Raw genomic sequence first — 23,320 nt, 5'->3', positions numbered from 1 at the left:
CGATCCCGAACGCGCGCCGCTCGTTCAGAGGGTGGACGAGGTCGTGTGCCGATCCGCCTCCGGGAGGTGCCTCTCCGCCCAGGCGGCCAGCTCCTTGAGGGCTGGTTCGAGTGCCCCGCCGGCTTCCGTCAAGCGGTACGAGACGCGCAGCGGCGGACCCTCGTCCACCACGCGCACGACCAGCCCTGCCGCGCCCAGCTCGGTCAACCGGTCCGAGAGCATGCGCTCGCTGATGCCCGGGATGGCGCGGTGCAGGTCGGCGAAGTGCACCGGGTGCTCCATCAGAACGGCCACGATCGGGCCGGTCCAGCGCTTTCCGAGCAGCGCGAAGACGCGCGTGATCGCGCCGTCGACCGTCTTACAGGGCTCTGCGACCGGTTCCGTCATACCTGAAGTCTACTGTGAGACTGGTCGTAGGTGAGAAAAAGTAAGCCCCTATGGTATCAATAGGAGCGCACGGAATGACAGCTCGTCCTTTCGTGGCGTCCCTGTCGCATACCGCTTCATTGGAGACCCCTCATGGCAACGCTGCTGCACCTGGACTCGGCCCTGTGGCCGGAGCAGAACTCCGCCTCCCGCGCGGTCACGGCCGCCTTCCGTCAGGCATGGGAGAGCCAGCACCCCGACGGCACGGTGATCTACCGGGACCTCAACGCCGCCCCGGTCCCGCACCTGGACACGCTCACCGCCTCCGCCGCCTTCACCGCCCCCGCCGAACACACCCCGGAGCAGGCGGCCGCGTTCGCCGAACAGCTCAAGCTGGTCGAGGAGTTGGAGGGCGCGGATGCCGTGCTCATCGGTGCCCCGATGTACAACTTCACGATTCCCTCCACGCTGAAGGCGTGGATCGACCAGGTGATACTCGTGGGCCGTACCGCGCTCGTCGAGGAGTCGGCGGTCAAGGGCACCCCGGTGTACATCGTGGCGAGCCGTGGTGGTTCCTACGCCCCCGGCACCCCCCGCGAACCCTTCGAGTACGTGCAGAACTACCTGGAGGGGGTCCTCACCGAGATGATGGGCGTGGAGGTCGACTTCATCGTCCCCGAGCTCACGCTGGCGCACTCCAACCCGGCCATGGCCGAGCTGATCCCGCTCGCCGATGCGTCCAAGGCCAGGGCCCTCGAGGAGGCGACCAGCAAGGGCAAGGAAGCAGCCCTCAAGGCTGCCTGAACAAGGGGGTTCTCGCCGGCTTCGCAGGCAAGTGGCATCGACGACGAAGCCGGCGAGAGTCTGAACGCCGGGCGCGGCGGTTTTGGTGGTCAGAGGCCGGACGGCTGTCCGTTCATGATCGCGGTGACGGTGTCGTCGTACGCCGTCAGGACGCCAAGGAATCCGGTCCTGCCCCACATTGCCAGACCCAGAGCGGCGACAAAAACAGCCGTTATGTGCACAGCCCCCAGGGGGTCCCGGCCCGGTAGTGCGCTCGGCGCCGACTGGTCTCCGTGGGCCCATGCTCGCGCTGCTTCGGCAATCGCGAACTCGTAGTGGGGCGGGGCTGCGGCGGCGACTTCGTCGGCATGTTCGACCAGTTGACCAGTCGTCCACTGTTTGCCGGTCACCTCGATGACGCTGACGGTGGAGCGCAGCAGACCGCTCAGGACGGCGTGCATCTCCGTCCACGCGAGTGCGTCCAGACCGGCCAGCGCGTCCCGCACCGCGATGGCGTCGCGGTTCGTGTAGCCGCGGACGACGTCCACCGCGCGGCTGCTGGGGGACTTCCGCGCTGCATTGGTCATGCGCTTGACACTATTTCCCGGCCGGCGGGGCGGGGATCGGTCTCTCGGCGCAACGCGCCTCAGAACAAAGCACTAGGACCAATGACCCCGACTCCAGGGTGGGCGTCGTGCAGGAGTTTGGTCACAAGCCGTGCATGGTCCGGAAGAACTGGTCGATCTCCCGGCGGCCGGGAGCCGGTTGGGACAGTGGCTCGGAGCGAGGGGTGCGTAGCCCGTCGAGGAGTACGCCGACATACCGGTCGGCCAGGTCCGCCGTCGGCCTGTCGTCCTCCGTTTCGGGCAGGCGTGGCGGGATCGAGTTGAGCATCATGACGACGTCGTAGGCGTTCACGTCGTCGCGCAGGGCTCCTGCGTGCTGGGTCCGGGCCACCAAGTCCTCCAGGGCGGTCAGGAGTTGGGTGCGGATGCCGGCCAGTTCGGGGCCCGGTTCCTTGGCGCGGCCGCGGGAGACGGGGAAGAGCTGGCTGCTGCGCAGGCGCACCATGTGGCGCACTACTCGCGTGAAGGCGGTCCATGTGGCCGGTTCCTCGGCCAGGGCGTGGCGTACCTCGTCCAGGCTCTCCTGCATCACCTTGATCGCGATGTGTTCCACCAGGGCGGTCTTGTTGGGGAAGTGCCGGTAGATGGTGCCCATGCCCAGGCCGGAGCGCCGGGCGACCTCGGAGATCGATGCCTGGTAGCCGAGGTCGGCGAAGACGTCCTGGGCGACCTGGAGGATCTGCTCGACGTTCTGGCGGGCGTCGGCGCGCAGCGGACGGTCGGCGGGGGGTGTGGATGGGCTCATTTGGCTTCGATGTTAGCCTCCGACATAACCGGAAATTGAATTTCCGGTTATGTCGTGCATCCATGAGGAGGCCCCCCACCATGACCGTTTCCGCGGATCCCTTCGCCGACTTCCCCGCCGACTTCCGTGGCTCAGTGCTGCGGCCCGACGACGACCAATACGACGCCGCGCGAGCCCTGTACCAGGGCCGTGCCGTCGACGAGGGCCCGGCGCTGATCGCGCGGTGCACCGACGAGGACGACGTCGCGGCCGTCTTGCGGCACGCCTCCGCCCACGGCATTCCGGTGGCCGTGCGCGGCGGTGGGCACGGCTCGGACGGGTACGCGATGCCCGGCGGTGCGCTGGTCGTCGACCTCTCGGCGATGAAGGCGATCACCGTCGACCCCGAGACGCGGGTCGTGCGGGCCCAACCAGGCGTCCTGCTCGGTGAGTTGGATGCTGCCGCGCAGGAGCACGGGCTCGCCGTGCCCGCCGGGACGGTCAGCAGCACGGGCGTCGCCGGACTGACCCTGGGCGGCGGCATCGGCCACTTGATGCGCCGCTTCGGCGCCACCGTCGACAACCTGCTCGCGTGCGAGATGGTCACCATGGACGGGCGCAAGGTCCGCGCGGACGAGACCGAGAACCCCGAGCTGTTCTGGGCGCTGCGCGGAGGCGGCGGCAACTTCGGCGTCGTCACCACCTTCGAGTACCGCGCACACCCGCTCGGCCTCGACGTCGTCGCCGGACAGCTGATCTTCCCGTTCGACCAGGCCGCCGACGTCCTTGCCAAGCTCCCCGCGCACATGGCCACCGCGCCCCGCGAGCTGGGCCTGCTGGCGTCGATTGCTCCCGCACCTGCCCTGCCGATGCTGCCGCCGGAGGCGCACGGCAAGCCGGTGCTCGTCCTCGTCCCCGTCTTCACCGGGGATCTCGCGACCGCCGACGAGGCCATCGAGCCGCTCGCCGCGCTCGGCCGGCCGGTCGCCAACCTGGTCACGAAGACGCCATGGCTGCAGGCCAACAGCATGCTCGACGCCGTGGCCCCCTACGGCAAGCGCATGAACCTGCGCGGCGGTTACCTGCCGGCCCTGTCCGCCGACGTTGTCGACACCCTGCTGCGCCACGCGGCCACCGCGCCGTCGAACCCCGGCGCCGCCACCGTCATCAACCTGTGGTGCATGGGCGGCGCGATCTCCGAGGACGTGGCCGAGGACGCCACGGCGTTCTCCCGAGAGGGAGCCGCTTGGCTGTGGGAAGCCGTCAGCATGTGGGACGCCGCCGAGCACGACCCGCAGTACGAGGAGTCGGCGAAGCACATCACCGAGGCGATGCGGCCCCACGCACTGGCCGCCGGCTACACCAACCTCACCGACGACCAGGGCGAGGAGTGGCGCCGCGGAGTCCACGGCAGCGAAGCCAAGTACCGGCGGCTGCAGGCGGTCAAGGCCACCTGGGACCCGGACAACCTCCTCCGCTACAACAAGAACATCGCCCCGACCGTCTGACAGCCCGCGCGCCGTCGGCACGTCACACAAGCGAGCTGCTCGGTCGGCGGTTGTTCTGATGTTGTTGATACAGCCGCCCTCAGTCGATGAGGTTGAGGGCGGCCTGTACGACGCTGTTGGTGTCGATGTGGTGGTAGAGGTACACCTCGTCGCGTGCACCGGACTGGCCGAAGCGACTCACACCCAGTGTCGTCCCTCGCAGGGCGCAGAGGGGAGGGGCTGCGGTTGCCGGGTCAGGGCACCAGCACCAGACGTCCCCGTACCCCGCCTTCCGCCAGCCGGGCGTGCGCCTTCGCCGCCTCCGCCAGCGGATATGTCTCGGCGACGCGGGTCGAGGCCGTGCGTATCCCCCGCACCGCAGCCGGTTCGGCCTGTGTGATCACCCGGTATAGGCGCCCTCGTCACGTACCGACTCCAGCGCCTGCGCGCCGAGGACCGCCGTGTCCAGGACGGCGTCGTGCGGGCTAGCCGCGCTCCCGCGCGCCGCGAAACGGGTCGCGCCCAGCCTTCGTACGAGGTCTTCGTCGGCCCCGCCCGCGAGAGCGGTCACCTCGATGCCCTGGTACGCCGCCAGCTGCACCGCGTAGCCGCCCACGGCGCCGGCCGCTCCGGTGACCAGCAGGGTCTGCCCGGAGTGGAGGTCCAGCAGGTCGAGGGCCTGGACGGCGGTCAGGGCGTTCAGCGGCAGCGTGGACGCGTGCACGGCATCGACCGTCTTCGGCGCCGACGCCACCGCCGTCGCGTCCACGACCACGTACTCCGCGTGTGTGCCCAACGTCGTCTTCAGTACGCCGTGGTGGAGCGCGACCACCGCGTCGCCCACCGCCCAGTTGGTGCCCGAGCCGGTCGCGTCGACGATGCCCGCCGCGTCCCAGCCCAGCCCAGCCCGAGCCGCGCGCCCTCTCCGCCGACCGCACCGGAGCGGACCACCGCGTCCACCGGATTCAGCGCCGCCGCGGCGACCTTGATCCGTATCTGGCCGGCAGCCGGCTCCGGTACTTCCGTTTCCACGATCCGCACGGCTTGGGGTCCGCCGAAGGCCGTAACGACAGCAGCACGCATTGTTCCTATCCTCATGGGGTCGTCGGGTTTACCTGGGCGCGCTTACTGGAGCTGGTTGAGAACTGTGGCCTGGTCGTAGAGGCCCCAGTGCTCGGCGATCTTGCCGTCCTGGATGCGGCGGACGCGGATCTCCGTGAAGCGGACCTTCTTGCCGGTGGCCGGGATGCCGTAGAACTCGGCGCCGGTGTGGGTGCCGACCGTCTCGAAGTGCAGCACCAGTCGATCGCCGTCGACGACGGTGTTGACGGGCGTGAGGGTGGAGTCGGGGAACGCGGCGAAGAACGCTCCTATGACCTCCCGGTACCACTCGATCCCGACGTCGCCCTGCGGCTCGTGGGAGACGAAGCCCGGCGCGTGCAGGGCGACGAGGCCGTCGAGGTCTTGGGTGTTGGCGAGGCGGAAGTGTTCGTCGGCGAGGCGACGGAGTGCCTCGTCCGTGGTCTGTGGGGTGGGGGTGAGGTCGGTCATGGCTGGACTCCGTAGGCGAGTTGAGTAAGTGACGCATGTGCGCCACTTGCAGTGTCACCCTCAACCGCGCGATGAGCGCCGCTATTCCACATGGAGTCCGTGAGGGGTGCCGTGCGTGGGCACCGCGCGGGACAGGAAGTCGACAACGGCGTCGGCGAACATGTCGTTGCGGTCGCCCGCGACCGTGTGTGGCGTCGGCGATGTTGACGTATTCGGCCTGCGGGCACGGTCGAGAAAAGCCCTCGCGTTCTCCTCGCTGCTGACGTCGGAGAGGCCGCCCTGGACGCGCAGGGTGGGCACCGTGCAGTTCGGGGTGCAGGCTTCGCGGCGGAGCCGGCGTTGGGCGAGGCGGTGGTTCGCGGAGCGCATGGCAGGGTCCCAGTGCCAGTGGTACCGGCCGTCTTCGTCCAGACGGACGTTCGTGGCCAGACCGCCGAGATCGCGGGGCGCCGGTGGTGCGGTTGGCAGTTGGCGATGGAAAGGTGACGGTGTCGCCCGCCTGCCTCTAGCCCCTGTCGTCGCGTGCCTGCTCGTCAAGTGTCCTTTCCAAGTAGGCGAGGTCCTGGCGGAGCAGGGCCAGAGCAGCCATCGGCCCCGATGCTTCAGGGGTGCGCAGGGCCGTCTGCTGGACCATGGCCACAGCCAGTCCCGCGATCTGGTCCGCGGTCTCGTCCGCGCTCAGGCCGTGCTTGCCGCCCGGGTGGTACCACCAGGCCACCCAGTTGCACATCCCGGCCACCGCGAGCGCGGCCGTTCGCGCCTCGACCGGACGGAACTGCCCCTTGAGGACACCTTCGTTGATCACCTCGATCAGGTGGCGCAGGGTGCTGCGCTGGGCTGCCCGTTGGCTCTCGGCCACTGCCGGCGGGAGGTCCGCCTCCGAGCGCAGCAGCAGCTGGAACCGTTTCGGAAGGCGGGCCGGCTGCAGGGCCATCAGGTGCGCGATGCGGTGCAGCCGGTCCGCGGGATCGGCGTCGGTGTCCGCTGCGAGGGCCTCGATCTCCGCCGCCGGGCCCTCCGTGACCTCCTCGACGAGCTTGGCGAGCAGCTCGTCCTTGCTCTTCACGTAGTAGTAGAGCGCAGGCCGGGTGATGCCCATCGCCTCAGCGATATCACCCAAGGTGGTGCCTGCGAAGCCTCGCTCGGCGAACAGCCGGGACGCCTGCTCGAACATCTCGTTCTCGACGAGTTCGCGCCGGGGCGAGGGCCGACCTGCCGAGTTCCCCTTCGTCCTGCCGTCGGACACGGAGGGGCCGTCGGATGCAGAGGGGGCCTTCGTCCCGCGGGCGCTCTTCGTCATGAAGGCGATGGTAGCGAGGCCTGATGAGCCGTTACGCAGTGGATTCTTCGAAGGCGGCGAATATTCGATGACGAGGTAACCTGCAAGCCTCCGTGGCTGCTCGACCTCGACGCGGGGTGTGCTGTCACTCCGAGGACGTCGGCGTGGACAACTGCTGGAGGAACCCCGTGAAGTCGAGGTCCGCCCAGTGCTCCACGATCCGACCGTCCACGACTCGGTCGACGGCCGTTCCGGTCAGAAAGGCGCTCTTCCCGGAGGCGGCTATGCCGGCGAACTCTCCGGTGTGCGTTCCGCCGAGACGGTAGCGGGTCGCGACCTTCTCTCCCTCGGCGACCTGGTCGAGCACGGTGAACGTGAAGTCCTCGAAGGCGGGGAAGAGCGCCTTGTCGATGCTGAGCCATGCTGCGCGGTCGTAGGTGCCGCCCATCACGTGGTTGATCAGGTCGGCGGAGATGTACTGCTCGAAGCTCGCGTCCAGGTCTCTGCTGTTGTAGCTCTCGTAAAACCCGCGGGCTGTGTCCTTGACGGGCTGGCTGTCGGTCATGGTTGTCCCTCTTGGAGCTGGTTGGATAACTGGCGCACCTGCGTCATTTATCCAACCATGCATCGAGGGTTGCCATTCCCGCACCGTACGATCAGGGCATGAGTGAGTCCGGACTGCGCGCCGATGCCGAGCGGAACCGGCAGCTGATCCTGGCGGCCGCGCGGGAGCTCTTCGCGAGCGAGGGGACCGATGTCTCGATGCGGCAGATCGCGCTGCGGGCCGGAGTCGGTGAACCCACCCTGCGTCGGCGGTTCCCCTCGAAGGGCGCGTTGCTGGCGGAGACCTTCCAGGACCGGGCCACCGCGTACGCCGACCTCGCCGAGCAGGCGCTGGACGACCCCGATCCCTGGGACGGGTTCGTGACGTTCGTCGAACAGACCGCCGGCATGCAGCTCGCCGACCGCGGCTTCACCGAGGTCCTCACCATGAGCTTCCCCGAGTCCATCCGGTTCACGAAGGAGCGGCGGCGCGCCTATGCGGCGTTCCAGCAGGTCATCGCCCGCGCACAGGAGGCAGGCCGACTGCGCGAGGACTTCGTGCCCGAGGACCTGATCATGCTGCTCCTCGCTCACGCGGGCGTTGTCGCGGGCGGCGGCAAGCAGGCGGGCCGGTTCTCCGCCAGGCTCATCGCCTACCTCGTCCATGCGGCCAAGGCGAGCGAGGGGACGGAGCCGCTGCCTCCCGCGCCGTCCGCTGCCGAGACCTATGGGGAGCTGCGCCGACTAAGCCGTGCGGCCGGAGGAGCCTTGCGGGGCCGATCCGGCTAAGTGGAATGCATGCGTCACTTATGTGGTTCTCCCGCCACGAGCGCTTGGGGAGAGGGCCGACGTGGAGATCGGCGCATTCACTTTCGCGGACGTCGCCGTCGGACCAGGTGTCGACGTGGCGCAGCGCATTCCGGAGTTGATCGAGGAGATCGTCCTGGCCGACCAGGTCGGCCAGGACGTGTTCGGTATCGGCGAGCACCATCGCGCCGGCTTCGCGGCGCCCGCGCCAGCGGTGATCCTGGCCGCCGCCGCTGCCCGCACCCGGGACATCCGGCTGACCAGCGCCGTGACCGTCCTCAGCTCGGACGACCCGGTGCGCGTGTTCGAGCAGTTCACCGCCGCCGACCTTGTGTCCCGGGGACGCGTCGAGACCATGGCGGGGCGCGGGGCCCTCCCAGACTCCTTCCGGCTGTTCGGTCAGGACATACGGGACTACGACGCGCTCTTCGAGGAGTAGCTCGGCCTCCTGCTCGCGCTGCGCACCGGCAAGCCGGTCACCTGGTCGGGGCGGTTTCGCGCCCCGCTGGTCGACGAGGTGGTCCTGCCGCGGCCCGTCCAGGAGCCGCTGCCTGTGTGGCTCGGGGTGGCCGAAAACCCGGGGTCGGTCGTCCGTGCCGGTCGGCTGGGGCTGCCGATGGCGCTCGCCATGCTGGGCGGCCATCCCGGTCGGTTCGTCCCAATGGGTTCGGGGCGCCGACGGTGCGGACCGACCGCCGCTTGGCCGCGGTCGCTCGCGGCTTGGGGCCTATACCGAAAGCGGGCCAGGGGAGAAGACCGCAGACGGACGGCTCGCAACATCCAAGCGCATGTTGGTGCACGCAACGCGATAAATGTGCCTGTGCCTGAATGCTCAGTCTCAGGCCGCCGTATCCGGTGCAGTCAGCGCCTGTACCAGGCTGAACATGTCGTCGTTGAACCATTCGTGGGTTATCTTGCCGTTCGCGAGGTGGTATGTACCCACGCCCACGTAGGTGACCTTCCGGCCGGTGGGAGGGATGCCGAACAAGTCACCGGTGTGCGTCCCTGTGCTCGCACTCCTGAGTATCACCGTGTCGGCACCTGCGACAACATCCTCGACAGAGATCTGCAGATCAGGCATCGCCGCGTAGAACATGTCCAGCAGGGCACGGAAGTTATCGAATCCGACGAGTGCAGGCTGGTCTGGGCCTTGGTGCAGAACGAGGTCATCGGCCCATACCTCTCTCAGGTCATCCAACTTGCGCGCATTCACGAGTTCGATCCAGCGTCGCACTGCTGCCCGATTGGTCTCGACTGCGGGCTTCGCCGGCCTAGTGGCCGTATCTGATTCCGAGTCGGCGTGGGTCCACGACGAGTTGCCCAATTGCCGCGTCAGGGTGGCGAGGTCGTCAACCACCCAGACTTCGTCGATCTTGTCGCCACGTACGTGATGGATGCCGGCGCCACCGAACTCGACCGCCGTGCCGGTGCCGGGAATCCCGGCAAACGGTGCTCGGTGGGTGCCGCGACTTGTGTACCGTGCTGCGACAAAGTCGCCGTCGGTCACGACTTCCTCGATCGATACTTTGAGGTCCGGGAAGGCTTGGAATCCTTCGAGGACAGCTACGAGAGACTCCAATCCCCGAACTGGTTCGCCGCTACCGTAGTGTGTGATGGCGTCGGCATGAAGGACGTCACCAAGCGCGGAGAATTTACCCTCATTGATCAGCGAGACTCGCCGGCGAACAAGAGCTTCGAGACCCATTCCGCCCACCCCTTTGACTTGATGGCAAGTGTGCCGACTTTGGACAGAAGACGGAGGCCGTCATCGATCGTCCAAAACTCGGCGCTCTTCACACACGTATTCGTCCTGGCTGAAGATCTTCTCGATACTGAGCTGAGCATCGGGGAAGGCCTGTGCGAAGGGCGCCGCAACCCTGCCGAGGTCATCGACTCCGTTTGCTACACCCGTAGCTTTGCTTATGGACGGTCGCCCCTAGGTGATCCGTGTTCCGTCTGGGTGTGCTGCGATTGCGAGCCCTGGTCGCCACACCGTGCGGGAGCGCGAACGCAAGCCCATACGGACGCTAATCGCCACCTGACGAACGTGTCAATAGTTCGACGCCAATGTTACGTATCCTCGGAGGGAAGTCGAGGCAGGCCGGGACGCATACCGCTCGAAAACAGGTCAAACAGGATGAAAGCGCCAGGCCGCATAAAGGTGATCAAAATATACCAGGCTAATTGAAGTCATCGTCCGAAAAGGCGTCAGAATGCTCCCCAGTGGAACGCGCAGCCTCCTCTCCTACGGGAAACGGCATGCAAACCCCGATCAGGGAGATCGAATTCTTCCCGAACCCGGCCGTCCAGCCGCCGCCCTTCCATCTTGATCGCGCATTCAGGCGTTCAGGGAATACCTTGAGGTTAGCGCTGGGGAGATGCTGGCCGAATTGGATCATAGAGATCCCAGCTGGATATGGACACCCCAAGGAGCTTGGGTTCGCCTGCCTGTTCCGGGCGCCGCCGCCTTCCCGGCTGCGAGCAACTAGCGGCCGACAGCTTCTTCCGTGCCTTCCTGGCAGAACGCCCTGCAACTCGACGGGATACTGGTCGAGATCCGGCTCCTGTCCGCGGCCACGGACGACTTGGGCTACCAACGCTTCGGCCGCCGCCGACAGGACTCCGCGCTCGTCGGCGTGGCCGTCTGTCAGGGCGACCTCCCACGCGTCGCCCTGATGAACGTGGCGGAGCGCACGATCCGGGCCACCGCCGTCGAGCAGGCGCTCACCGCCGGACAGAGCCCCGCGGAAGCAGCCGAACACGCCGACCTCGGGCTCATTCCCACCGACACACAGGCCGACGCCGCCTACCGGGCACACCTCGCCCGCCGACTCACCGAGCGCGCACTCCAGCACGCCCTTTCGATCAGCTGGGGCGTACCTGCGCGGGGTGGTCTCGTTGCGCGGCTTCGACGACGCCTGCTCCGAAGCGGCCGTCAGGAATGCGGCTACCGCCCTCGGCCCGGACGCCACCCGGCGGGTGAGCCGTCGCAGGCAACTCCATGCCGTGTCGCGGCCGGACCCGTCAAAGAGTGCCGGTGAGGTTGCCCATCACCTCGTACATCTGCTGTGAGGTCAGCGGGCCGGTGGGGAGCGGGCGGGCGGCCTCGGTGCGCAGGCCGTCGAGCATGAAGGCGACGCCACGGCGCCAGGCGTCGGGGGCGGTGCCCTTGGCGGCGCGGGCCAGCAGGGCGTTGGTGCCGAAGGTGAAGAGCAGGTCCTCGCGGGTGAAGTCGGGGCGCAGGGCGCCGGCCTGCTGGGCACGCTCGATGATGCGCGCGGTGGCGGAGTAGGAGCGTTGGCAGACGGTCATCAGTCGTTCGGCGCCCGGGTAGCGGCCGGCGACCACGTCACCGATCGCGGGGTCGGTGGCCTGTAGTTCGCAGAGTGTCTCGATGTAGTACGCGAATCCGTCCCAGGCGTCCTCGTGGGCGAGGGCCTGCTCGGCGGCCTCGTCGAGGCGGGCTGCCGCCAGGTCGGCCACGACCTCGTCGATGAGCGCCTCGCGGGTGCCGAAGAGGTTGTACAGGGTTCCGTGGCTCACGCCGGCCCGGCGGGCGATCTCCTTCAGGGGCGCCTGGAGGCCGCGTTCGCGGAAGAGCTCGGCGGCTGCTGTGCGCAGCTTCTCCGCGTTGCGTTGCGCGTCGGCCCGCATTCGGCGTTCCTCCTGGTCGGGTGTCCGGACTCCATGGTCGCATTCCCCCGCCCAGGCAACTTGACCTTGAGGTCAACTTTCATGTTATCGTCGAGAAGGAACTTGACCCATCGGTCAAGATACCTCTGTTGCGAGGAGCGGCCCCGTGTCCAAAGTGATCGCAGTCTTCGGCGCCGGTACCGGCCTCGGCGTGTCCGTCGCGCGCCGCTTCGGCCGCGAGGGCTTCCGCGTCGCCCTGGTCGCCCGCCGCAAGGACCGCCTGGACACCCTCGTCGCACAGCTCACCGACGAGGGCATCGAGGCCGCCCCCTTCCCCGCCGACCTGGTCGATCCCACCGCGGTCCCCGCCCTCGTCGAGGCCATCCGCGACCGCTTCGGCCGGATCGACGTCGTCGAGTACGCCCCGATCGCCGCCGACCTGACGTTCACCCCGGCCACCGAACTGGACGCGGCCACCCTGGAGCCCCTGTCTCGGCTGTACCTGTTCACCCCGGTGGAGGTGTTCCACGCAGTGCTGCCGGAGATGATCGAGCGCGGTGACGGTGCCGTCCTGATGGGCACCGGCTACTCGGCGGTCCAGGCGATGCCCCACGCCAGTGGCCCCGGCCCGGTGATGGCCGCCGCCCGCAACTACCTCTACTCCCTCAACGCCGAACTGGCCGACACCGGCGTCTACGCCGGCACCCTCTCCGTCGCCGCCCTGATCGCCCGCAGCGCGGCCGCCGAGGCCGTCGAGGCCCAGTCCGGCACCCCGGTCGGGACCGAGCCCATCACGATGCCCAACGGTTTCGAACTCCCCGTCGCCGACCCGGACGACCTCGCCGCGCACTACTGGGACATGTACACCAAGCGCGACCGCGTCGAGCAGATCCACCCGGAGCCCGAGGCCCCGCAGGCCGACACCGGCGCGTAGCCGCAGAGCGCCGCTCGCCTCTCACGCTGTCCGTAGCCCCGCGACGGACGCCGAGGAGAACGCCCACCCCCCCATAGCCCTGTCCGGCGCCGATGGCGTGCCGACGTGACGACGATTGGAATCCTGATGCCCGACCACACGCACCCCCCTCTGTCCCCTCTCCAGAACGGCACGGCAGTGCCATCGGTCGAAACAGCTCCCGACGGACCGGTTCCGGAAGCGACGGTCCCTTCCCTCACGAACCTCGGCTCGGACGACGCGGCCGTCTGCACGGACGGGGTGTGTGCCCTGTGAGCGCGCTCCGCGTCGACGTCTGGTCGGACGTCGTCTGCCCGTGGTGCTATATCGGCAAACGGCGACTGGAGACGGCGGTCGACCGGTTCGAGCACTCTGACGAGGTCGAGGTCCACTGGCACAGCTTCCAGCTCGACCCCTCCCACCCCAAGGGGCACCGTCGGCCGGTCTTCGAGACCCTGGCGCAGAAGACCGGCGCGCCGGTCGCCCAGGTGAGGGCGATGACCCGGCAGGTCACCGAACTCGCCGCCGCCGAGGGGCTGTCGTACGACCTGGAGCGGGCCGTGTCGGTCAACACGATCGACGCCCACCGGCTGAGCCACCTTGCCGCGGCGCACGGGCTGGGCGGGCAGATGCACGAGCGGCTGCTCCGTGCCCACCTCGGCGAGGGCGAGGTGGTCGACGACCACGACACACTGGTGCGGCTCGGTGCCGAAGTCGGCGTGCCCGAGGAGGAGATCCGGCGGACACTCGCCGGGGACACCTACGCGGACGCCGTGCGGGCCGACTTCCGCGAGGGGCAGCGGTATGGCGCCACGGGTGTGCCGTTCTTCGTCCTCAACCGCGCCTACGGTCTCTCCGGCGCCCAGCCGGCCGACACCTTCCTCTCCGCTATGCGCACCGCACACGCGGACGCCGCGCAGGCGACCCGCTGAGCTTCTGAAGCCTCGAACACATCCACCACGAGAGGCGAGAGGCCATGCACGTCCTCGGCTCCACCGCTCAACGCCCTTGGCAGAAGGGCGTCTTGCCCATCGCCGACTCGATGCCGCCGAGGATGAGCTTCTGGTACTGCTCGGCGCCGGGGAAGGAGCCGTCGGTGGCGAAGTCCTTGGCGTCGTGGCCGAGGGTGGTGAGCCAGGCTCGGCCGCCGTCGTAGTACTGGCACCAGGCCACCGGGTGGTCTTTGCCGTGTCCGGGGTGGCCCATGCTGCCGGTGACGCCCTTGGCCAGCGTGGATTCGTCGACGGTGGCGAGGAGACGGACCTTGGACGGGGCGGGGACGAGGTTGTACCACTCGTCGGTGAAGTTCCAACGTGCCGGGAGATCCGCGGTGGAGGAGTCGTGGCGGTCCTGGGTGACGACGGTGCCGGCTTGTTCGGGGCCGTGGTCGTAGTAGTTGGCGCCGCCCAACAGGCCCTCGTACCAAGGCCAGTTGTATTCCGTACCGAAGGCGTTGTGGATGCCGACGAAGCCTCCGCCGCCTCGGATGTACTGGCGCAGGGAGGTCTGCGCGGCGTCGTCGAGGGTGTCGCGGCTGGTGGAGTAGAAGATGACCGCGTTGTACCTGAACAGCTGTGCTGGGCTGGCGAGTTGGGTGACGTCCTCGGTCCAGTCGACGGTGAAGCCGTTGTCCTGGCCCAGCTTGACGACCGCGTTCTGTACGACGTTGGCGGCGGTGAGCGCCGGGTCCAGACCGGTGCCGAGCGCGGGGCCCAGGTTGGCGTGCCGGGGGCCGGCGGTACGGGTGTAGAGCAGCACCTTGTAGCCGGTGGTCGCCGGGGTGAAGTTGCCCCAGTCGTGGTAGCACTTGGGGCTGGTGCCGCGGCAGACACCGTAGTCGGGGTCGCCGAGTTCCTGTGCACTGGTGGGCCGTGACTGGGCGGAGGCCTGGTATCGGCCGCCGAAGAAGGCGGCCAGGGCGACGAGCGCGACGGCCAGCGCTATGGACAACGGGGTGCGGGTTCTTGCCGTCATGACGGTCCGCCCTCTCACTGGACGACGATCTTGCCGGTGGACTGCGGGAAGGCCGGGTCGTTGTAGAAGTACTCGCCGGCTGTGGCAAAGGTGTGCGCGTACGACTGGCCCGGCATCAGCAGGCCGGTGTCGAACTCGGCGTCGAAGAACGCCGCCGCTCCGTGTGCCTGCTTGTTGTCGGCGGGGTTGGTGAAGGTGACCTCGGTGCCGACGGGGACGGTGAGGTACTGGGGCGCCATGGCGTTCTGCGCGACCGTGTTCTCGCTGGAGCCGGGGGAGTTGGTACCGGTGTTCCAGACGCGGCCGAGCGTGACCGTGTTGTGCGCTGTCGCGCCGGTCACGGCGGCGACGCGGATCTGGTTGCGGCGCGAGGGCGGGGTGGGCGCGGGGGCCGGCGCGACCTTGCCACCGAGCTTGAACGCCCACAGGTGGTCGCCCTTGGGGATGTCGGGGAAGGGCAGCCCGTTGCCCCCGGCGAGCACGGCCACGTACTGCTCGCCGTCGATCTCGTACGAGACGGGGATGGTGTTCACCCCGGCGCCGCACTGCCAGGTCCACAGGGTCTCGCCGCTGGTGTCGTCCATCGCTTCGAGGACGCCGTCCGGACGGCCCTGGAAGAGCAGCCGGCCCGCGGTGGTGAGGATGCCGTTGCCGTGCGCGAGCGACCAGTCGCCCTCCTTGCGCCAGGCGACCGTGTTGGTCCGCGGGTCCATGGCGACCAGGCCGCCGCCGAACAACTCACCCAGCGGGCGGGCGGTGTTGACCCGGCCGCCGTGCGTGTTGGAGTAGGACGAGTTGACCAGGCCGTAGCCGATGTAGACGTACCCGGTCTTCGGGCTGAAGGACGGGAACGCCCAGTCCCCGCCGCCGCCCGCGCCCGGGAAGATGATCGTGGCCCGGTCCCAGAAGACCGAGTAGAGCCCGCCGACCGGGTAGAACGGCACCGGTCGTGTCGTCTTGTCGAGGCGCGGGAACGGGTCCGTGAACGGCTCGCCGCCCGGGAACGGCTGGGTGGGCGAGGTCTTGTGCTCGGCGTGCTGGGGGACCGCCCGCTCGTCCATGCCGTGTATGGCTGCGCCGGTGCGCCGGTCGAGGATGTAGAACCAGCAGGTCTTGGAGCCGTAGACGACGACCTTGCGCCTCCTGCCGTCGATGAGGAGGTCGGCCAGGACCGGCGCCATGACGTTGTCGGCGTCCCAGATGTCGTGGTGGACGGACTGGAAGTGCCAGCGCCGCTTGCCGGTCTTGGCGTCGATGGCGACGATCGAGTTGGCGAAGAGGTTGTCGCCGCCGCGCGAGGAGCCGTCCGTACGGGGATAGGGGTTGCCGAACGTCCAGTAGACCAGGCCGAGTTCGGGGTCCACGGCCGGGTGGATCCAGGGGACGGCGCCGCCGGTCTTCCAGGAGTCGCCCTCCCAGGTGTCGTGTCCGAACTCGCCGGGGCCGGGCGGGCCCCAGAAGGTCCACACGACGTCGCCCGTCTTCGCGTCGAGGGCGTAGCCCCGGCCGCGCGCGCCGGCCGTCGAGCCCTCGGTGCCGACGTAGATCAGGCCGTCGAAGTGGACGACCGCGCCCGCGAGTCCGCCGCTGTTTCCGCCGCACTGGCCGCTGTCGTTGCTGCAGCCGTCGTCACCGCCGTTGTCCTCCACGATGAGCGGCTTCTGCCAGACGATCGCGCCGGTCTTCTGGTCGAGGGCGTAGACGATGTTGGCGCCCGAGATGGTGAAGACCTTGCCCTCGGCGACGGCGACGCCGCGCATGTTGGTGGTCTCGGTGCCGAGGTTCGTCTTCCATATGACCTCGCCGGTACGGCCGTTGACGGCGAAGACGTTCTGCTGGGTGGTCTCGACGTACAGCACGCCGTCCTGCACGACGATCGTGCACTGCTGGTATGCCGAGGTCGAACCGCCCTCCAGGTTGACGTGCCAGGCCCCGCCGAGCTTCTTGACGTTCTTCGGCGTGAGGTCGCGGAGCGTGGAGTGGTTCTGGTTGCCGTAATTGCCCCCCACCTTGGGCCAGTTGACGCCCGTGGTGCCGAGCGCGGCGGACTGCGGTGGTACGGGGAGCGCCAGGCCGGGGGAGTCGGAGGAGGCCTCGGCCGTGGAGGTCAGGGAGGAGACCGTGGCCGCGCTGCCCGCCGCGGCCGTCAGGAGAAAGGAGCGTCTTTCCATCGTTGAGTTCCCTCGATTCGATCAAGGTCCGCTAGATGGTTCGCCAAACCCGCAGAATGGGTTCGCATGATGGGGCGTCACGTTAGGCACGCCAGGCACGCGTGACAAGACGTGCAGCAGGAGGTTTTCGTGGCGAGAGGGTCAACCCGGGTCTAGGAGCCCGGAGTTGGTACCACCAGGTGGACCGGGACCATGGAGGGCGGCATGGGGCTCTTGTTGCGCCGTCCCTGCCCGGTCTCCTCCCAGGCGTGCGCGAGGATGCCGACACTGCGGCTGAGCACGAAGAGACCGCGGGCCAGTGGCGCGGCGAAGCCCAGCTCGGCGTAGATGACGGCGGTGGCACCGTCGATGTTCATGGGCACGGGCTTCTTTCCCTCGCGCCCGCGATTGAGATACGTCTCGACGGCGCGGGCCGCCCGCAGATGGGTGCCCTCGACGAGCCCGTCCACCACGGCACGGTCCACCAGGGCGAGCAGGGGATCGCGGCGCGGGTCGCGGGGGTGGAAGCGGTGACCGAAACCGGGCAGATAGCGCGAACGGGCCTGCCACTCGCCGACGACCTCGGCCACGGCGAGCTCGAACTTGCCTTTCTGGGCGTGCTGTTGGGCTATTTCGTCGAGCAGTTCCACGCACTGTTGCCCGGCTCCGCCATGCACGTCTCCGAGCATGTTCACGCCGGTGGCCATCGCGCTGTTGAGGCCGACCCCGCAGGTGGCGGCCATCCGGGCGGCGGCGATCGAGGGCGCCTGCGGGCCGTGGTCGACGCCCGCCACCAGGGCCGCTTCCAGCAGCTTTGCCTGTTCGGGGCGGGGGAGTTCGCCGCGGAGCAGCAGCCAGATCGTTTCGACGAAGGTCGCGTGGCCGATGAGGTCCTGGACGGGGTGCTCGCGCAGTTCGATGATGCCGGGTTCGATCCGGCTGACGGCGGTGGCCCACCACTGGGCGACCAGGCCGTCCTGCGGCCCGGTGGTCATGAGGCCGGCGCTTCGGCGGCCGTACGGCCGTGTGCTCGCCAGCGGGCGATGAGCGTGGTGCGTTCCTCGCCGTGCTGGTCGAGCAGCGGCGGTGGGGAGGTCGGGGGGAGGGGCTCGCCGTTGACGAGGACGCCGTTGCCGCTGACCCGCAGAGTGCGGTCCGAGCCGTCCGGGTAGGGCAGGTCGGTGAAGAAGCCGCGGTGCGCGAGCTGTTCGAGCTCCACGGCCTCGGGAACCGTCAGCACCCGGGCCGCCGGGACCCCGGCCGAGGACAGCGTCTCCTCCCACTCCAGGGCGGTCTTTTGGCGGAGTGCCGCGTTGAGTTCGGTGTTGAGCTCGGCGCGGTGCACCTTGCGTGCCTCTCGCTCGGCGAACCGCGGATCGTCGACCAGCCCCGGCAGCCCGGCGAGACGGCAGAGCGTGACGAACTGCTCCTGCCGGTTGGCCGCGATGTTCAGCCCGCCGTCCGCGGTCTCGAAGGTTCCCGAGGGCGCGGCGGTGGCGTTCTGGTCGCCCATCGGCTCCGGATCCACGCCGCTGACCAGGTAGTTGGAGACGGCCCAGCCCATCGCGGAGAGGGAGACCTCCAGCATGGAGACGTCCAGGCGTACGCCCCGCCCGGTCCTCTCCCGGCCGAGCAGCGCCGCGCTGATCGCGAGGGCCGCGCCGAGTCCGCCGAGCGAGTCGCAGACCGGGAAGCCCACCCTGAGAGGGGCGGTGTCGGTGGTGCCGGTGATGCTCATCATCCCGGACAGGCCCTGGATGATCTGGTCGTAGGCAGGTGCGGTGCTCATCGGTCCGGACTGCCCGAAGCCGGTGATCGCGCAGCTCACCAGGCGTGGGTTGAGCTCACCGAGCCGGGTGGCGCCGTATCCCATCCGGGTCAGCACCCCGGCCCGGAAGTTCTCCAGGAGGACGTCCGCGCCGCGCACCAGGTCCTCGAAGTCGGCCCGGTCGGCGGGGTCCTTGAGATCGAGGGCCAGGGATTTCTTGCCGGCGTTCTGGGCGAGGAAGGAGGCGCCGATACCGGCCCGGTTGAGTGCCGGGTCGGGGCCGAGACTGCGGGCGAGATCGCCCCTGCCCGGCTGTTCGACCTTGACGACCTCGGCGCCGAGCAGCATGAGGTGGTAACTGCAGTACGGTCCTGCGAGCACGTTGGTGAGATCGAGTACGCGGATTCCTGAGAGCGGTCGTTCGGCCATGCACCGGCTCCTTCTGAGGTTTCTGCGATGGATTCACTTGAGGGCTATTTCGTCGGACTGAGCGGATGGTCGAACCCCTGCTCCGACAGCTGCCGGGAGACGGCGGCGAGCGCGTCGGCGAACCGTTGCACGACGGCCTCGGGGAAACGGTGGCTGGGGCCGCTGAGCGACAGCGCGGCGACCACGGCCCCGGTGCGCCCGACGACCGGTACGGCCACGGCCGTCAGCCCCTCGTCGCGCTCACCCCGGCTGACAGCGAAGCCGCGCTCCGCCGCCATGTCCGCCCAGACCCGCAACTGCCGGGCGTGCCCCTCGCCGTGCGGTGAGTCCAGGGCGATCCGCCGCAGCAGGCTGTCCGGCGCCGTGCGCAGCAGGATCTTGGACGAGGCGCCCGCCCACAGCGGGAGTTCGTCGCCGACCCGCACCACATGGCGCAGCGGCTGGGGGCTCTCCTGCTGCGCGACACAGACGCGGGCCAGGCCACGCAGCATGAAGAGGTTGACCGTCTCCTGTTGTTCCTCGGCCAGTTCGCGCATCAACTTGCGTGTCTCGCGGGGCAGTTCCCAGCTGGTGTGGGCCAGGTGGGCCCAGCGCCACAGGCCGGGGCCCGCGGTGTAGCCGGCCGGGGTGTCCCAGAGCAGACCGCACTGTTCCAGGGTCTGCACCAGGCGGACCGCCGTGGTCTTGGCCAGGCCGGTGGCGTCGACGATCTCCCTCAGCGTGACCGTCGGCCGATCCTCGGTCAGCAGTCCCAGGATGTCCAGAGCCCTGCGCACACTGCGCACCCCGGTCGCCTCGGCCGCCTGCTCCTGCTCGGTCCCGTCCACACGACTTCTCCCTCCGTGCCGGGCCGCCCCCACGGACCGCCCTCGGAAACTTCCTCGAACTGTCCTCTTGCCACCGCGAGTTGGCGCCCGTACGTTACACGCCGACCCACAGAGCAGTCCACCGGTACCACTGAGCGGTTTTCTCGGAGGTCTCATGCTGGATTCACTCCTCAAGGCCGGCGCGGACGCGACGGTGGTCGAGGCGCCCCCGTACATCGCGGGCCAATGGGGCGGCGACGGCCCCGCCGCCACCCGAACGGGCCCGTATCTGCGCCGAGTTGTCAGCCGTACGACTCTCGCGACCGGTGAGGAAGTGTCCCGGGCCCTCGTCTACGCCCGCTCCTCGGCACGTGCCGTGGCCCGGCTCGCCCCCGCGGTGCGCGCCGACATCCTGGACAGGGCGTCCCGGGCCGCCTCGGCCCATCGCGAGGAGCTGGCCCGACTGCTCGCCCTGGAGCTGGGCAAGCCGGTCAAGGACGGGCGCGGGGAGATCGACCGGGTGGCGGACACCTTCGCGGTGTGCGCGGCCGAGGCCCGGCACATCGGCGGCGAGAACCTGCCCGTCGCGGGCTGGGCACGGGGTATCGGCAACACCGCCCTCACCTACCGCGCACCGGCCGGAGTGGCCCTCGCCATCACCCCGTTCAACGCCCCCGCCAACCTGCTCGCCCACAAGCTCGGTGCCTCCTTCGCCGCGGGCAACACCACACTCGTCAAGGCCCCGCCCCAGGCCCCGGCCGCCACCGCCGCGATCGTGGCGCTGCTACTGGAGTCCGGACTGCCCCCGCAGGCCGTGCAGTTGCTGCACGGCGGCGGCGAGATCGGCGCGCTGTTGTGCGCGGCCGACGAGGTCGCCGTCATCAGCTTCACCGGCAGCGCGGAGACAGGCCGCGCCGTGGCACGCGCCGCCGGGGCCAAGCGCCTGGTCCTCGAACTCGGCGGGAACGCAGCCACGATCGTCTGCGAGGACGCCGACATCGCGCAGGCCGCCAAGGAATGCGCCCGCACCGGATACAGCAACTCCGGCCAGAGCTGCATCTCCGTCCAGCGCGTCTACGTCCACCGCTCCCGCTACGACGCCTTCCTCGACGCCTTCACCACCGCCGTCGACACCCTCAAGGTCGGCGACCCGCTCGACCCGGCCACCGACGTGGGCTCGATGGTCGACGACGACGCCGCCGAACGCGTGGTGAGCTGGTCCGCCGAGGCCGCCGCCTCCGGCGCCCGCGTGCTGCGCGGCGGCACCCGCAACGGCGCCACCGCCGCGCCCACCATCGTCGCCGGACCGTCCGAATCCGCCTCCGTCGTCGTCCACGAGGTCTTCGGAGCACTGGTCGCGGTGCTCCCGTACGACGACTTCGACGCGGTCATCGACGCCTGCAACGCCAGCCGCTACGGCCTCCAGGCAGGCCTGTTCACCCACGACATGGGCCGCATCATCACCGCCTGGCGCGAGCTGCAGACCGGTGCGCTGATCGCGGGCGGCAGCTCCAACTACCGCCTCGACCATGTGCCGTTCGGCGGGGTCAAGGACTCCGGCTTCGGACGGGAGACCCCCCGCTCGATGATCGACGACTACACGGTCGTCAAGACCCTCATGCTCCGCGGCCTGTCCGTCTGGGGCGACGCGAGCACCGTCGACGAAGGGACCGGCGCATGACCGTCCCCGCCGCCGAAGCCCTGGTCGGCCAACTGGAGTCGTACGGAGTCGAGTTCGTCTTCGGCACCTGCGGCCACACCAACATCGCCCTGCTGGACGCGCTCGGCCCCAGCTCGATCGAGTTCGTGATCGCCCGCCACGAACAGGCCGCCGCCCACGCCGCCGACGGCTACGCCCGTGCCTCCGGGAAACCCGGCGTACTGCTCACCCATGTCGGCCCCGGCATGATGAACGCGGTCACCGGCGTCGCCACCGCCGCCCTCGACTCGATCCCGCTGGTCGTCATCTCCGGCGACATCCCCTCCTACTACTACGGCCGCCACCCGCACCAGGAGGTCAACCTCCACGCGGACGCCGACCAGACCGCGATCTACCGCCCGTTCACCAAGCGCGCCTGGCACGTCCACCGCGTCCACGACCTGGCCCGCACCACGGAACGGGCGTTCTGGACCGCGACCTCCGGGCGGCCGGGGGCCGTGCTCCTCAACGTACCGATGGACCTGTGGAGTCGGCAGGTCGAGGACTACGCGGGGGAGTACCCGCTGCCCGGAGGCTCCGCGCTCCCCGCTCTCGACCGGGCCACCGCCGAACGCATCGCCCAGATGCTGCTGAGCGCCGAACGCCCCCTGATCTACTTCGGTGGCGGACTGCGCGAACCCACCGCCCGCCAGGCCCTGTTGAGCCTCGCCGAACACCTCGACATCCCGCTCGCGCACTCCCTGATGGGCAAGGGCGTCCTGCCCGACAACCATCCGCTGCTGCTCGGAATGCCCGGATTCTGGGGCCTGGAGACCACCCACGAATACACCAAGGGCGCCGATGTGGTCCTCGCCCTGGCGACCCGGTTCGCGGAGACCGACGCCAGCTCCTGGGATCCGGCGTACACCTGGTCCTTCGGCGACAAGCACAGTCCGCCCAGCCGGCTCCTCCAGATCGACATCGACCCCGCCGAGATCGGCCGCAACTACCCAGTCGAGATCGGTGCCGTCGCCGACGTGGGTGACGCGGTACGGGCCATCGGGGCCGCCGTAGAGGCAGCCATGCCCGAGCCTCTGGTGCGGGAGGGCCTGCGCGCGACCATCGCCACCGCCCGCCGGACCGTCTTCGACACCGCCCGCGAGGACGGGCGCAGCGACGATTTCCCGCTGCGTCCGCAGCGCATCCTCGCCGACCTGCGCGACGCGCTGCCTGACGACGCGGTGCTCGTCACGGATGTCGGCTGGAACAAGAACGGCGTCGCCCAGTGCTACGAACTCCCCGAAGACGGGCGGTTCATCACTCCGGGCGGAGCCTCGACCATGGGCTTCGGACCGGCCGCCGCGGTCGGGGTGCAGATCGCCCAGCCGGACCGCGTGGTGGTCGCGTTGATCGGCGACGGCGGCATGAGCGCACAGCTGCCCGCGGTGCCGATGGCCGTCGAACAGGGTCTGCCGGTCGTCTTCGTGGTGATGAACAACCGGGCCCACGGCACCATCGCCGACCTTCAGTCCGCGTCGTTCGGACGGTCCTACGGCTGCGAGTTCACGGACGCCGAAGGGCAGCCGTACAGCCCGGACTTCGCGGCGCTCGGCCAATCCTGCGGCGCCGACGGATACACCGTCGCCACCCCCGGCGACCTGTCCAAGGCCCTCGCCGACGCGGTCGCGCGGCGCAGGCCCGCCGTCATCGACGTACCGATGGTCAACGAACCAGTGCCGACACCGGGCCACTGGAACATCAAGGACATCTACCGCGGGTCCTTCACCGACTGAACTGCCCTTC

At 69.2% G+C, this 23,320-nt stretch carries 24 protein-coding genes and 1 pseudogene; 9 read left to right on the top strand and 16 right to left on the bottom strand.

Annotated elements, in window-relative coordinates; translation table 11 throughout:
* Nucleotides 1-24: 24 nt before the first annotated feature.
* Nucleotides 25-387: a winged helix-turn-helix transcriptional regulator gene (locus OG303_RS06390; protein WP_405865617.1), complete on the bottom strand. Its 363-nt coding sequence runs from the start codon at nt 385-387 to the stop codon at nt 25-27.
* 132 nt (nt 388-519) lie between these two features.
* On the opposite strand from OG303_RS06390, the gene OG303_RS06385 reads away from it, so the two are divergent.
* On the top strand, nt 520-1,170 hold the full coding sequence (locus tag OG303_RS06385) for an FMN-dependent NADH-azoreductase (RefSeq protein WP_405865615.1): 651 nt from the start codon (nt 520-522) through the stop codon (nt 1,168-1,170).
* Between the two features lie 89 nt (nt 1,171-1,259).
* Here the strand turns inward: OG303_RS06385 and OG303_RS06380 are convergent, their stop codons facing one another.
* On the bottom strand, nt 1,260-1,736 hold the full coding sequence (locus OG303_RS06380) for a hypothetical protein (protein WP_405865613.1): 477 nt from the start codon (nt 1,734-1,736) through the stop codon (nt 1,260-1,262).
* A gap of 121 nt (nt 1,737-1,857) precedes the next feature.
* Nucleotides 1,858-2,520 (bottom strand): TetR/AcrR family transcriptional regulator, encoded by a 663-nt coding sequence (locus tag OG303_RS06375; RefSeq protein ID WP_405865611.1) that lies wholly within the window; start codon nt 2,518-2,520, stop codon nt 1,858-1,860.
* An 80-nt stretch (nt 2,521-2,600) separates the two neighbouring features.
* On the opposite strand from OG303_RS06375, the gene OG303_RS06370 reads away from it, so the two are divergent.
* Nucleotides 2,601-4,007, top strand: coding sequence for an FAD-binding oxidoreductase (locus OG303_RS06370; protein WP_405865609.1), 1,407 nt, complete (start codon nt 2,601-2,603; stop codon nt 4,005-4,007).
* A gap of 233 nt (nt 4,008-4,240) precedes the next feature.
* Here the strand turns inward: OG303_RS06370 and OG303_RS06365 are convergent, their stop codons facing one another.
* From OG303_RS06365 to OG303_RS06340, 6 genes are all read right to left on the bottom strand, one after another.
* Nucleotides 4,241-4,390, bottom strand: a complete 150-nt coding sequence (locus OG303_RS06365) for a zinc-binding dehydrogenase (protein WP_405865607.1) — start codon at nt 4,388-4,390, stop codon at nt 4,241-4,243.
* Nucleotides 4,387-4,866, bottom strand: a complete 480-nt coding sequence (locus tag OG303_RS06360) for a hypothetical protein (RefSeq protein WP_405877113.1) — start codon at nt 4,864-4,866, stop codon at nt 4,387-4,389. Before OG303_RS06360 ends, OG303_RS06365 begins: the two co-directional genes overlap by 4 nt.
* A 245-nt stretch (nt 4,867-5,111) precedes the next feature.
* Complete coding sequence (locus OG303_RS06355) at nt 5,112-5,537, bottom strand: ester cyclase (protein ID WP_405865605.1); 426 nt, start codon at nt 5,535-5,537, stop codon at nt 5,112-5,114.
* Between the two features lie 81 nt (nt 5,538-5,618).
* On the bottom strand, nt 5,619-5,906 hold the full coding sequence (locus OG303_RS06350; protein WP_405865603.1) for a hypothetical protein: 288 nt from the start codon (nt 5,904-5,906) through the stop codon (nt 5,619-5,621).
* A gap of 136 nt (nt 5,907-6,042) precedes the next feature.
* Nucleotides 6,043-6,837: a TetR/AcrR family transcriptional regulator gene (locus OG303_RS06345; protein ID WP_405865601.1), complete on the bottom strand. Its 795-nt coding sequence runs from the start codon at nt 6,835-6,837 to the stop codon at nt 6,043-6,045.
* Nucleotides 6,838-6,961: 124 nt separating this feature from the next.
* On the bottom strand, nt 6,962-7,381 hold the full coding sequence (locus OG303_RS06340) for an ester cyclase (RefSeq protein WP_405865599.1): 420 nt from the start codon (nt 7,379-7,381) through the stop codon (nt 6,962-6,964).
* 98 nt (nt 7,382-7,479) lie between these two features.
* On the opposite strand from OG303_RS06340, the gene OG303_RS06335 reads away from it, so the two are divergent.
* Together OG303_RS06335 and OG303_RS06330 are read left to right on the top strand one after the other, a co-directional pair.
* On the top strand, nt 7,480-8,148 hold the full coding sequence (locus OG303_RS06335; RefSeq protein WP_405865597.1) for a TetR/AcrR family transcriptional regulator: 669 nt from the start codon (nt 7,480-7,482) through the stop codon (nt 8,146-8,148).
* Nucleotides 8,111-8,785: pseudogene (locus OG303_RS06330) on the top strand (LLM class flavin-dependent oxidoreductase); the annotation flags it as partial. The gene OG303_RS06335 and the pseudogene OG303_RS06330, both read left to right, overlap by 38 nt.
* Nucleotides 8,786-9,004: 219 nt before the next feature.
* Here the strand turns inward: OG303_RS06330 and OG303_RS06325 are convergent.
* Nucleotides 9,005-9,871, bottom strand: coding sequence for an ester cyclase (locus OG303_RS06325; RefSeq protein ID WP_405865595.1), 867 nt, complete (start codon nt 9,869-9,871; stop codon nt 9,005-9,007).
* An 802-nt stretch (nt 9,872-10,673) separates the two neighbouring features.
* On the opposite strand from OG303_RS06325, the gene OG303_RS06320 reads away from it, so the two are divergent.
* Nucleotides 10,674-11,207: a hypothetical protein gene (locus OG303_RS06320; protein WP_405865593.1), complete on the top strand. Its 534-nt coding sequence runs from the start codon at nt 10,674-10,676 to the stop codon at nt 11,205-11,207.
* Here OG303_RS06320 and OG303_RS06315 read toward each other — a convergent pair.
* On the bottom strand, nt 11,191-11,820 hold the full coding sequence (locus OG303_RS06315; RefSeq protein ID WP_405865591.1) for a TetR/AcrR family transcriptional regulator: 630 nt from the start codon (nt 11,818-11,820) through the stop codon (nt 11,191-11,193). The two genes, OG303_RS06320 and OG303_RS06315, sit on opposite strands and share 17 nt — an antisense overlap.
* Nucleotides 11,821-11,965: 145 nt before the next feature.
* On the opposite strand from OG303_RS06315, the gene OG303_RS06310 reads away from it, so the two are divergent.
* Both OG303_RS06310 and OG303_RS06305 read left to right on the top strand, forming a co-directional pair.
* A complete protein-coding gene (locus OG303_RS06310) occupies nt 11,966-12,733 on the top strand; it encodes an SDR family NAD(P)-dependent oxidoreductase (protein WP_405865589.1) in 768 nt (255 codons plus the stop codon).
* A gap of 290 nt (nt 12,734-13,023) precedes the next feature.
* Nucleotides 13,024-13,683, top strand: coding sequence for a DsbA family oxidoreductase (locus tag OG303_RS06305; RefSeq protein WP_405865587.1), 660 nt, complete (start codon nt 13,024-13,026; stop codon nt 13,681-13,683).
* A 67-nt stretch (nt 13,684-13,750) separates the two neighbouring features.
* Here the strand turns inward: OG303_RS06305 and OG303_RS06300 are convergent, their stop codons facing one another.
* The 5 genes from OG303_RS06300 to OG303_RS06280 form a co-directional block, all read right to left on the bottom strand.
* On the bottom strand, nt 13,751-14,725 hold the full coding sequence (locus OG303_RS06300; RefSeq protein WP_405865585.1) for a ThuA domain-containing protein: 975 nt from the start codon (nt 14,723-14,725) through the stop codon (nt 13,751-13,753).
* Between the two features lie 14 nt (nt 14,726-14,739).
* Complete coding sequence (locus tag OG303_RS06295; RefSeq protein ID WP_405865583.1) at nt 14,740-16,896, bottom strand: PQQ-binding-like beta-propeller repeat protein; 2,157 nt, start codon at nt 16,894-16,896, stop codon at nt 14,740-14,742.
* 152 nt (nt 16,897-17,048) lie between these two features.
* Nucleotides 17,049-17,870, bottom strand: a complete 822-nt coding sequence (locus OG303_RS06290) for a citryl-CoA lyase (protein WP_405865581.1) — start codon at nt 17,868-17,870, stop codon at nt 17,049-17,051.
* The gene (locus OG303_RS06285; RefSeq protein ID WP_405865579.1) at nt 17,867-19,072 is read right to left on the bottom strand and encodes a CaiB/BaiF CoA transferase family protein; all 1,206 of its coding nucleotides are present in this window, start codon (nt 19,070-19,072) and stop codon (nt 17,867-17,869) included. The genes OG303_RS06290 and OG303_RS06285 overlap by 4 nt, the downstream gene beginning before the upstream one ends.
* A 44-nt stretch (nt 19,073-19,116) precedes the next feature.
* A complete protein-coding gene (locus OG303_RS06280) occupies nt 19,117-19,899 on the bottom strand; it encodes an IclR family transcriptional regulator (RefSeq protein WP_405865577.1) in 783 nt (260 codons plus the stop codon).
* Between the two features lie 154 nt (nt 19,900-20,053).
* Between OG303_RS06280 and OG303_RS06275 the strand changes: the two genes are divergently transcribed.
* Together OG303_RS06275 and OG303_RS06270 are read left to right on the top strand one after the other, a co-directional pair.
* Nucleotides 20,054-21,559: an aldehyde dehydrogenase family protein gene (locus tag OG303_RS06275; RefSeq protein WP_405865575.1), complete on the top strand. Its 1,506-nt coding sequence runs from the start codon at nt 20,054-20,056 to the stop codon at nt 21,557-21,559.
* Entirely contained in the window at nt 21,556-23,310 is a 1,755-nt protein-coding gene (locus OG303_RS06270; protein WP_405865573.1) for a thiamine pyrophosphate-binding protein, read from the top strand. The genes OG303_RS06275 and OG303_RS06270 overlap by 4 nt, the downstream gene beginning before the upstream one ends.
* The last annotated feature ends 10 nt before the right edge of the window (nt 23,311-23,320 follow it).

The organism is Streptomyces sp. NBC_00005, assembly GCF_045160215.1.
Taxonomy (GTDB): domain Bacteria; phylum Actinomycetota; class Actinomycetes; order Streptomycetales; family Streptomycetaceae; genus Streptomyces.
The sequence above is the reverse complement of the archived record's forward strand: the minus strand, read 5'-3'. Positions and strand labels throughout refer to the sequence as shown.

Bases quoted from the DNA above. Each gene is read 5' to 3' on its own strand.
- OG303_RS06380 (WP_405865613.1), bottom strand. From the start codon at position 1,736: ATGACCAATGCAGCGCGGAAGTCCCCCAGCAGCCGCGCGGTGGACGTC.
- OG303_RS06355 (WP_405865605.1), bottom strand. From the start codon at position 5,537: ATGACCGACCTCACCCCCACCCCACAGACCACGGACGAGGCACTCCGT.
- OG303_RS06345 (WP_405865601.1), bottom strand. From the start codon at position 6,837: ATGACGAAGAGCGCCCGCGGGACGAAGGCCCCCTCTGCATCCGACGGC.
- OG303_RS06375 (WP_405865611.1), bottom strand. From the start codon at position 2,520: ATGAGCCCATCCACACCCCCCGCCGACCGTCCGCTGCGCGCCGACGCC.
- OG303_RS06370 (WP_405865609.1), top strand. From the start codon at position 2,601: ATGACCGTTTCCGCGGATCCCTTCGCCGACTTCCCCGCCGACTTCCGT.
- OG303_RS06285 (WP_405865579.1), bottom strand. From the start codon at position 19,072: ATGGCCGAACGACCGCTCTCAGGAATCCGCGTACTCGATCTCACCAAC.
- OG303_RS06270 (WP_405865573.1), top strand. From the start codon at position 21,556: ATGACCGTCCCCGCCGCCGAAGCCCTGGTCGGCCAACTGGAGTCGTAC.
- OG303_RS06315 (WP_405865591.1), bottom strand. From the start codon at position 11,820: ATGCGGGCCGACGCGCAACGCAACGCGGAGAAGCTGCGCACAGCAGCC.
- OG303_RS06295 (WP_405865583.1), bottom strand. From the start codon at position 16,896: ATGGAAAGACGCTCCTTTCTCCTGACGGCCGCGGCGGGCAGCGCGGCC.
- OG303_RS06300 (WP_405865585.1), bottom strand. From the start codon at position 14,725: ATGACGGCAAGAACCCGCACCCCGTTGTCCATAGCGCTGGCCGTCGCG.
- OG303_RS06340 (WP_405865599.1), bottom strand. From the start codon at position 7,381: ATGACCGACAGCCAGCCCGTCAAGGACACAGCCCGCGGGTTTTACGAG.
- OG303_RS06385 (WP_405865615.1), top strand. From the start codon at position 520: ATGGCAACGCTGCTGCACCTGGACTCGGCCCTGTGGCCGGAGCAGAAC.
- OG303_RS06275 (WP_405865575.1), top strand. From the start codon at position 20,054: ATGCTGGATTCACTCCTCAAGGCCGGCGCGGACGCGACGGTGGTCGAG.
- OG303_RS06390 (WP_405865617.1), bottom strand. From the start codon at position 387: ATGACGGAACCGGTCGCAGAGCCCTGTAAGACGGTCGACGGCGCGATC.
- OG303_RS06335 (WP_405865597.1), top strand. From the start codon at position 7,480: ATGAGTGAGTCCGGACTGCGCGCCGATGCCGAGCGGAACCGGCAGCTG.
- OG303_RS06290 (WP_405865581.1), bottom strand. From the start codon at position 17,870: ATGACCACCGGGCCGCAGGACGGCCTGGTCGCCCAGTGGTGGGCCACC.
- OG303_RS06350 (WP_405865603.1), bottom strand. From the start codon at position 5,906: ATGCGCTCCGCGAACCACCGCCTCGCCCAACGCCGGCTCCGCCGCGAA.
- OG303_RS06325 (WP_405865595.1), bottom strand. From the start codon at position 9,871: ATGGGTCTCGAAGCTCTTGTTCGCCGGCGAGTCTCGCTGATCAATGAG.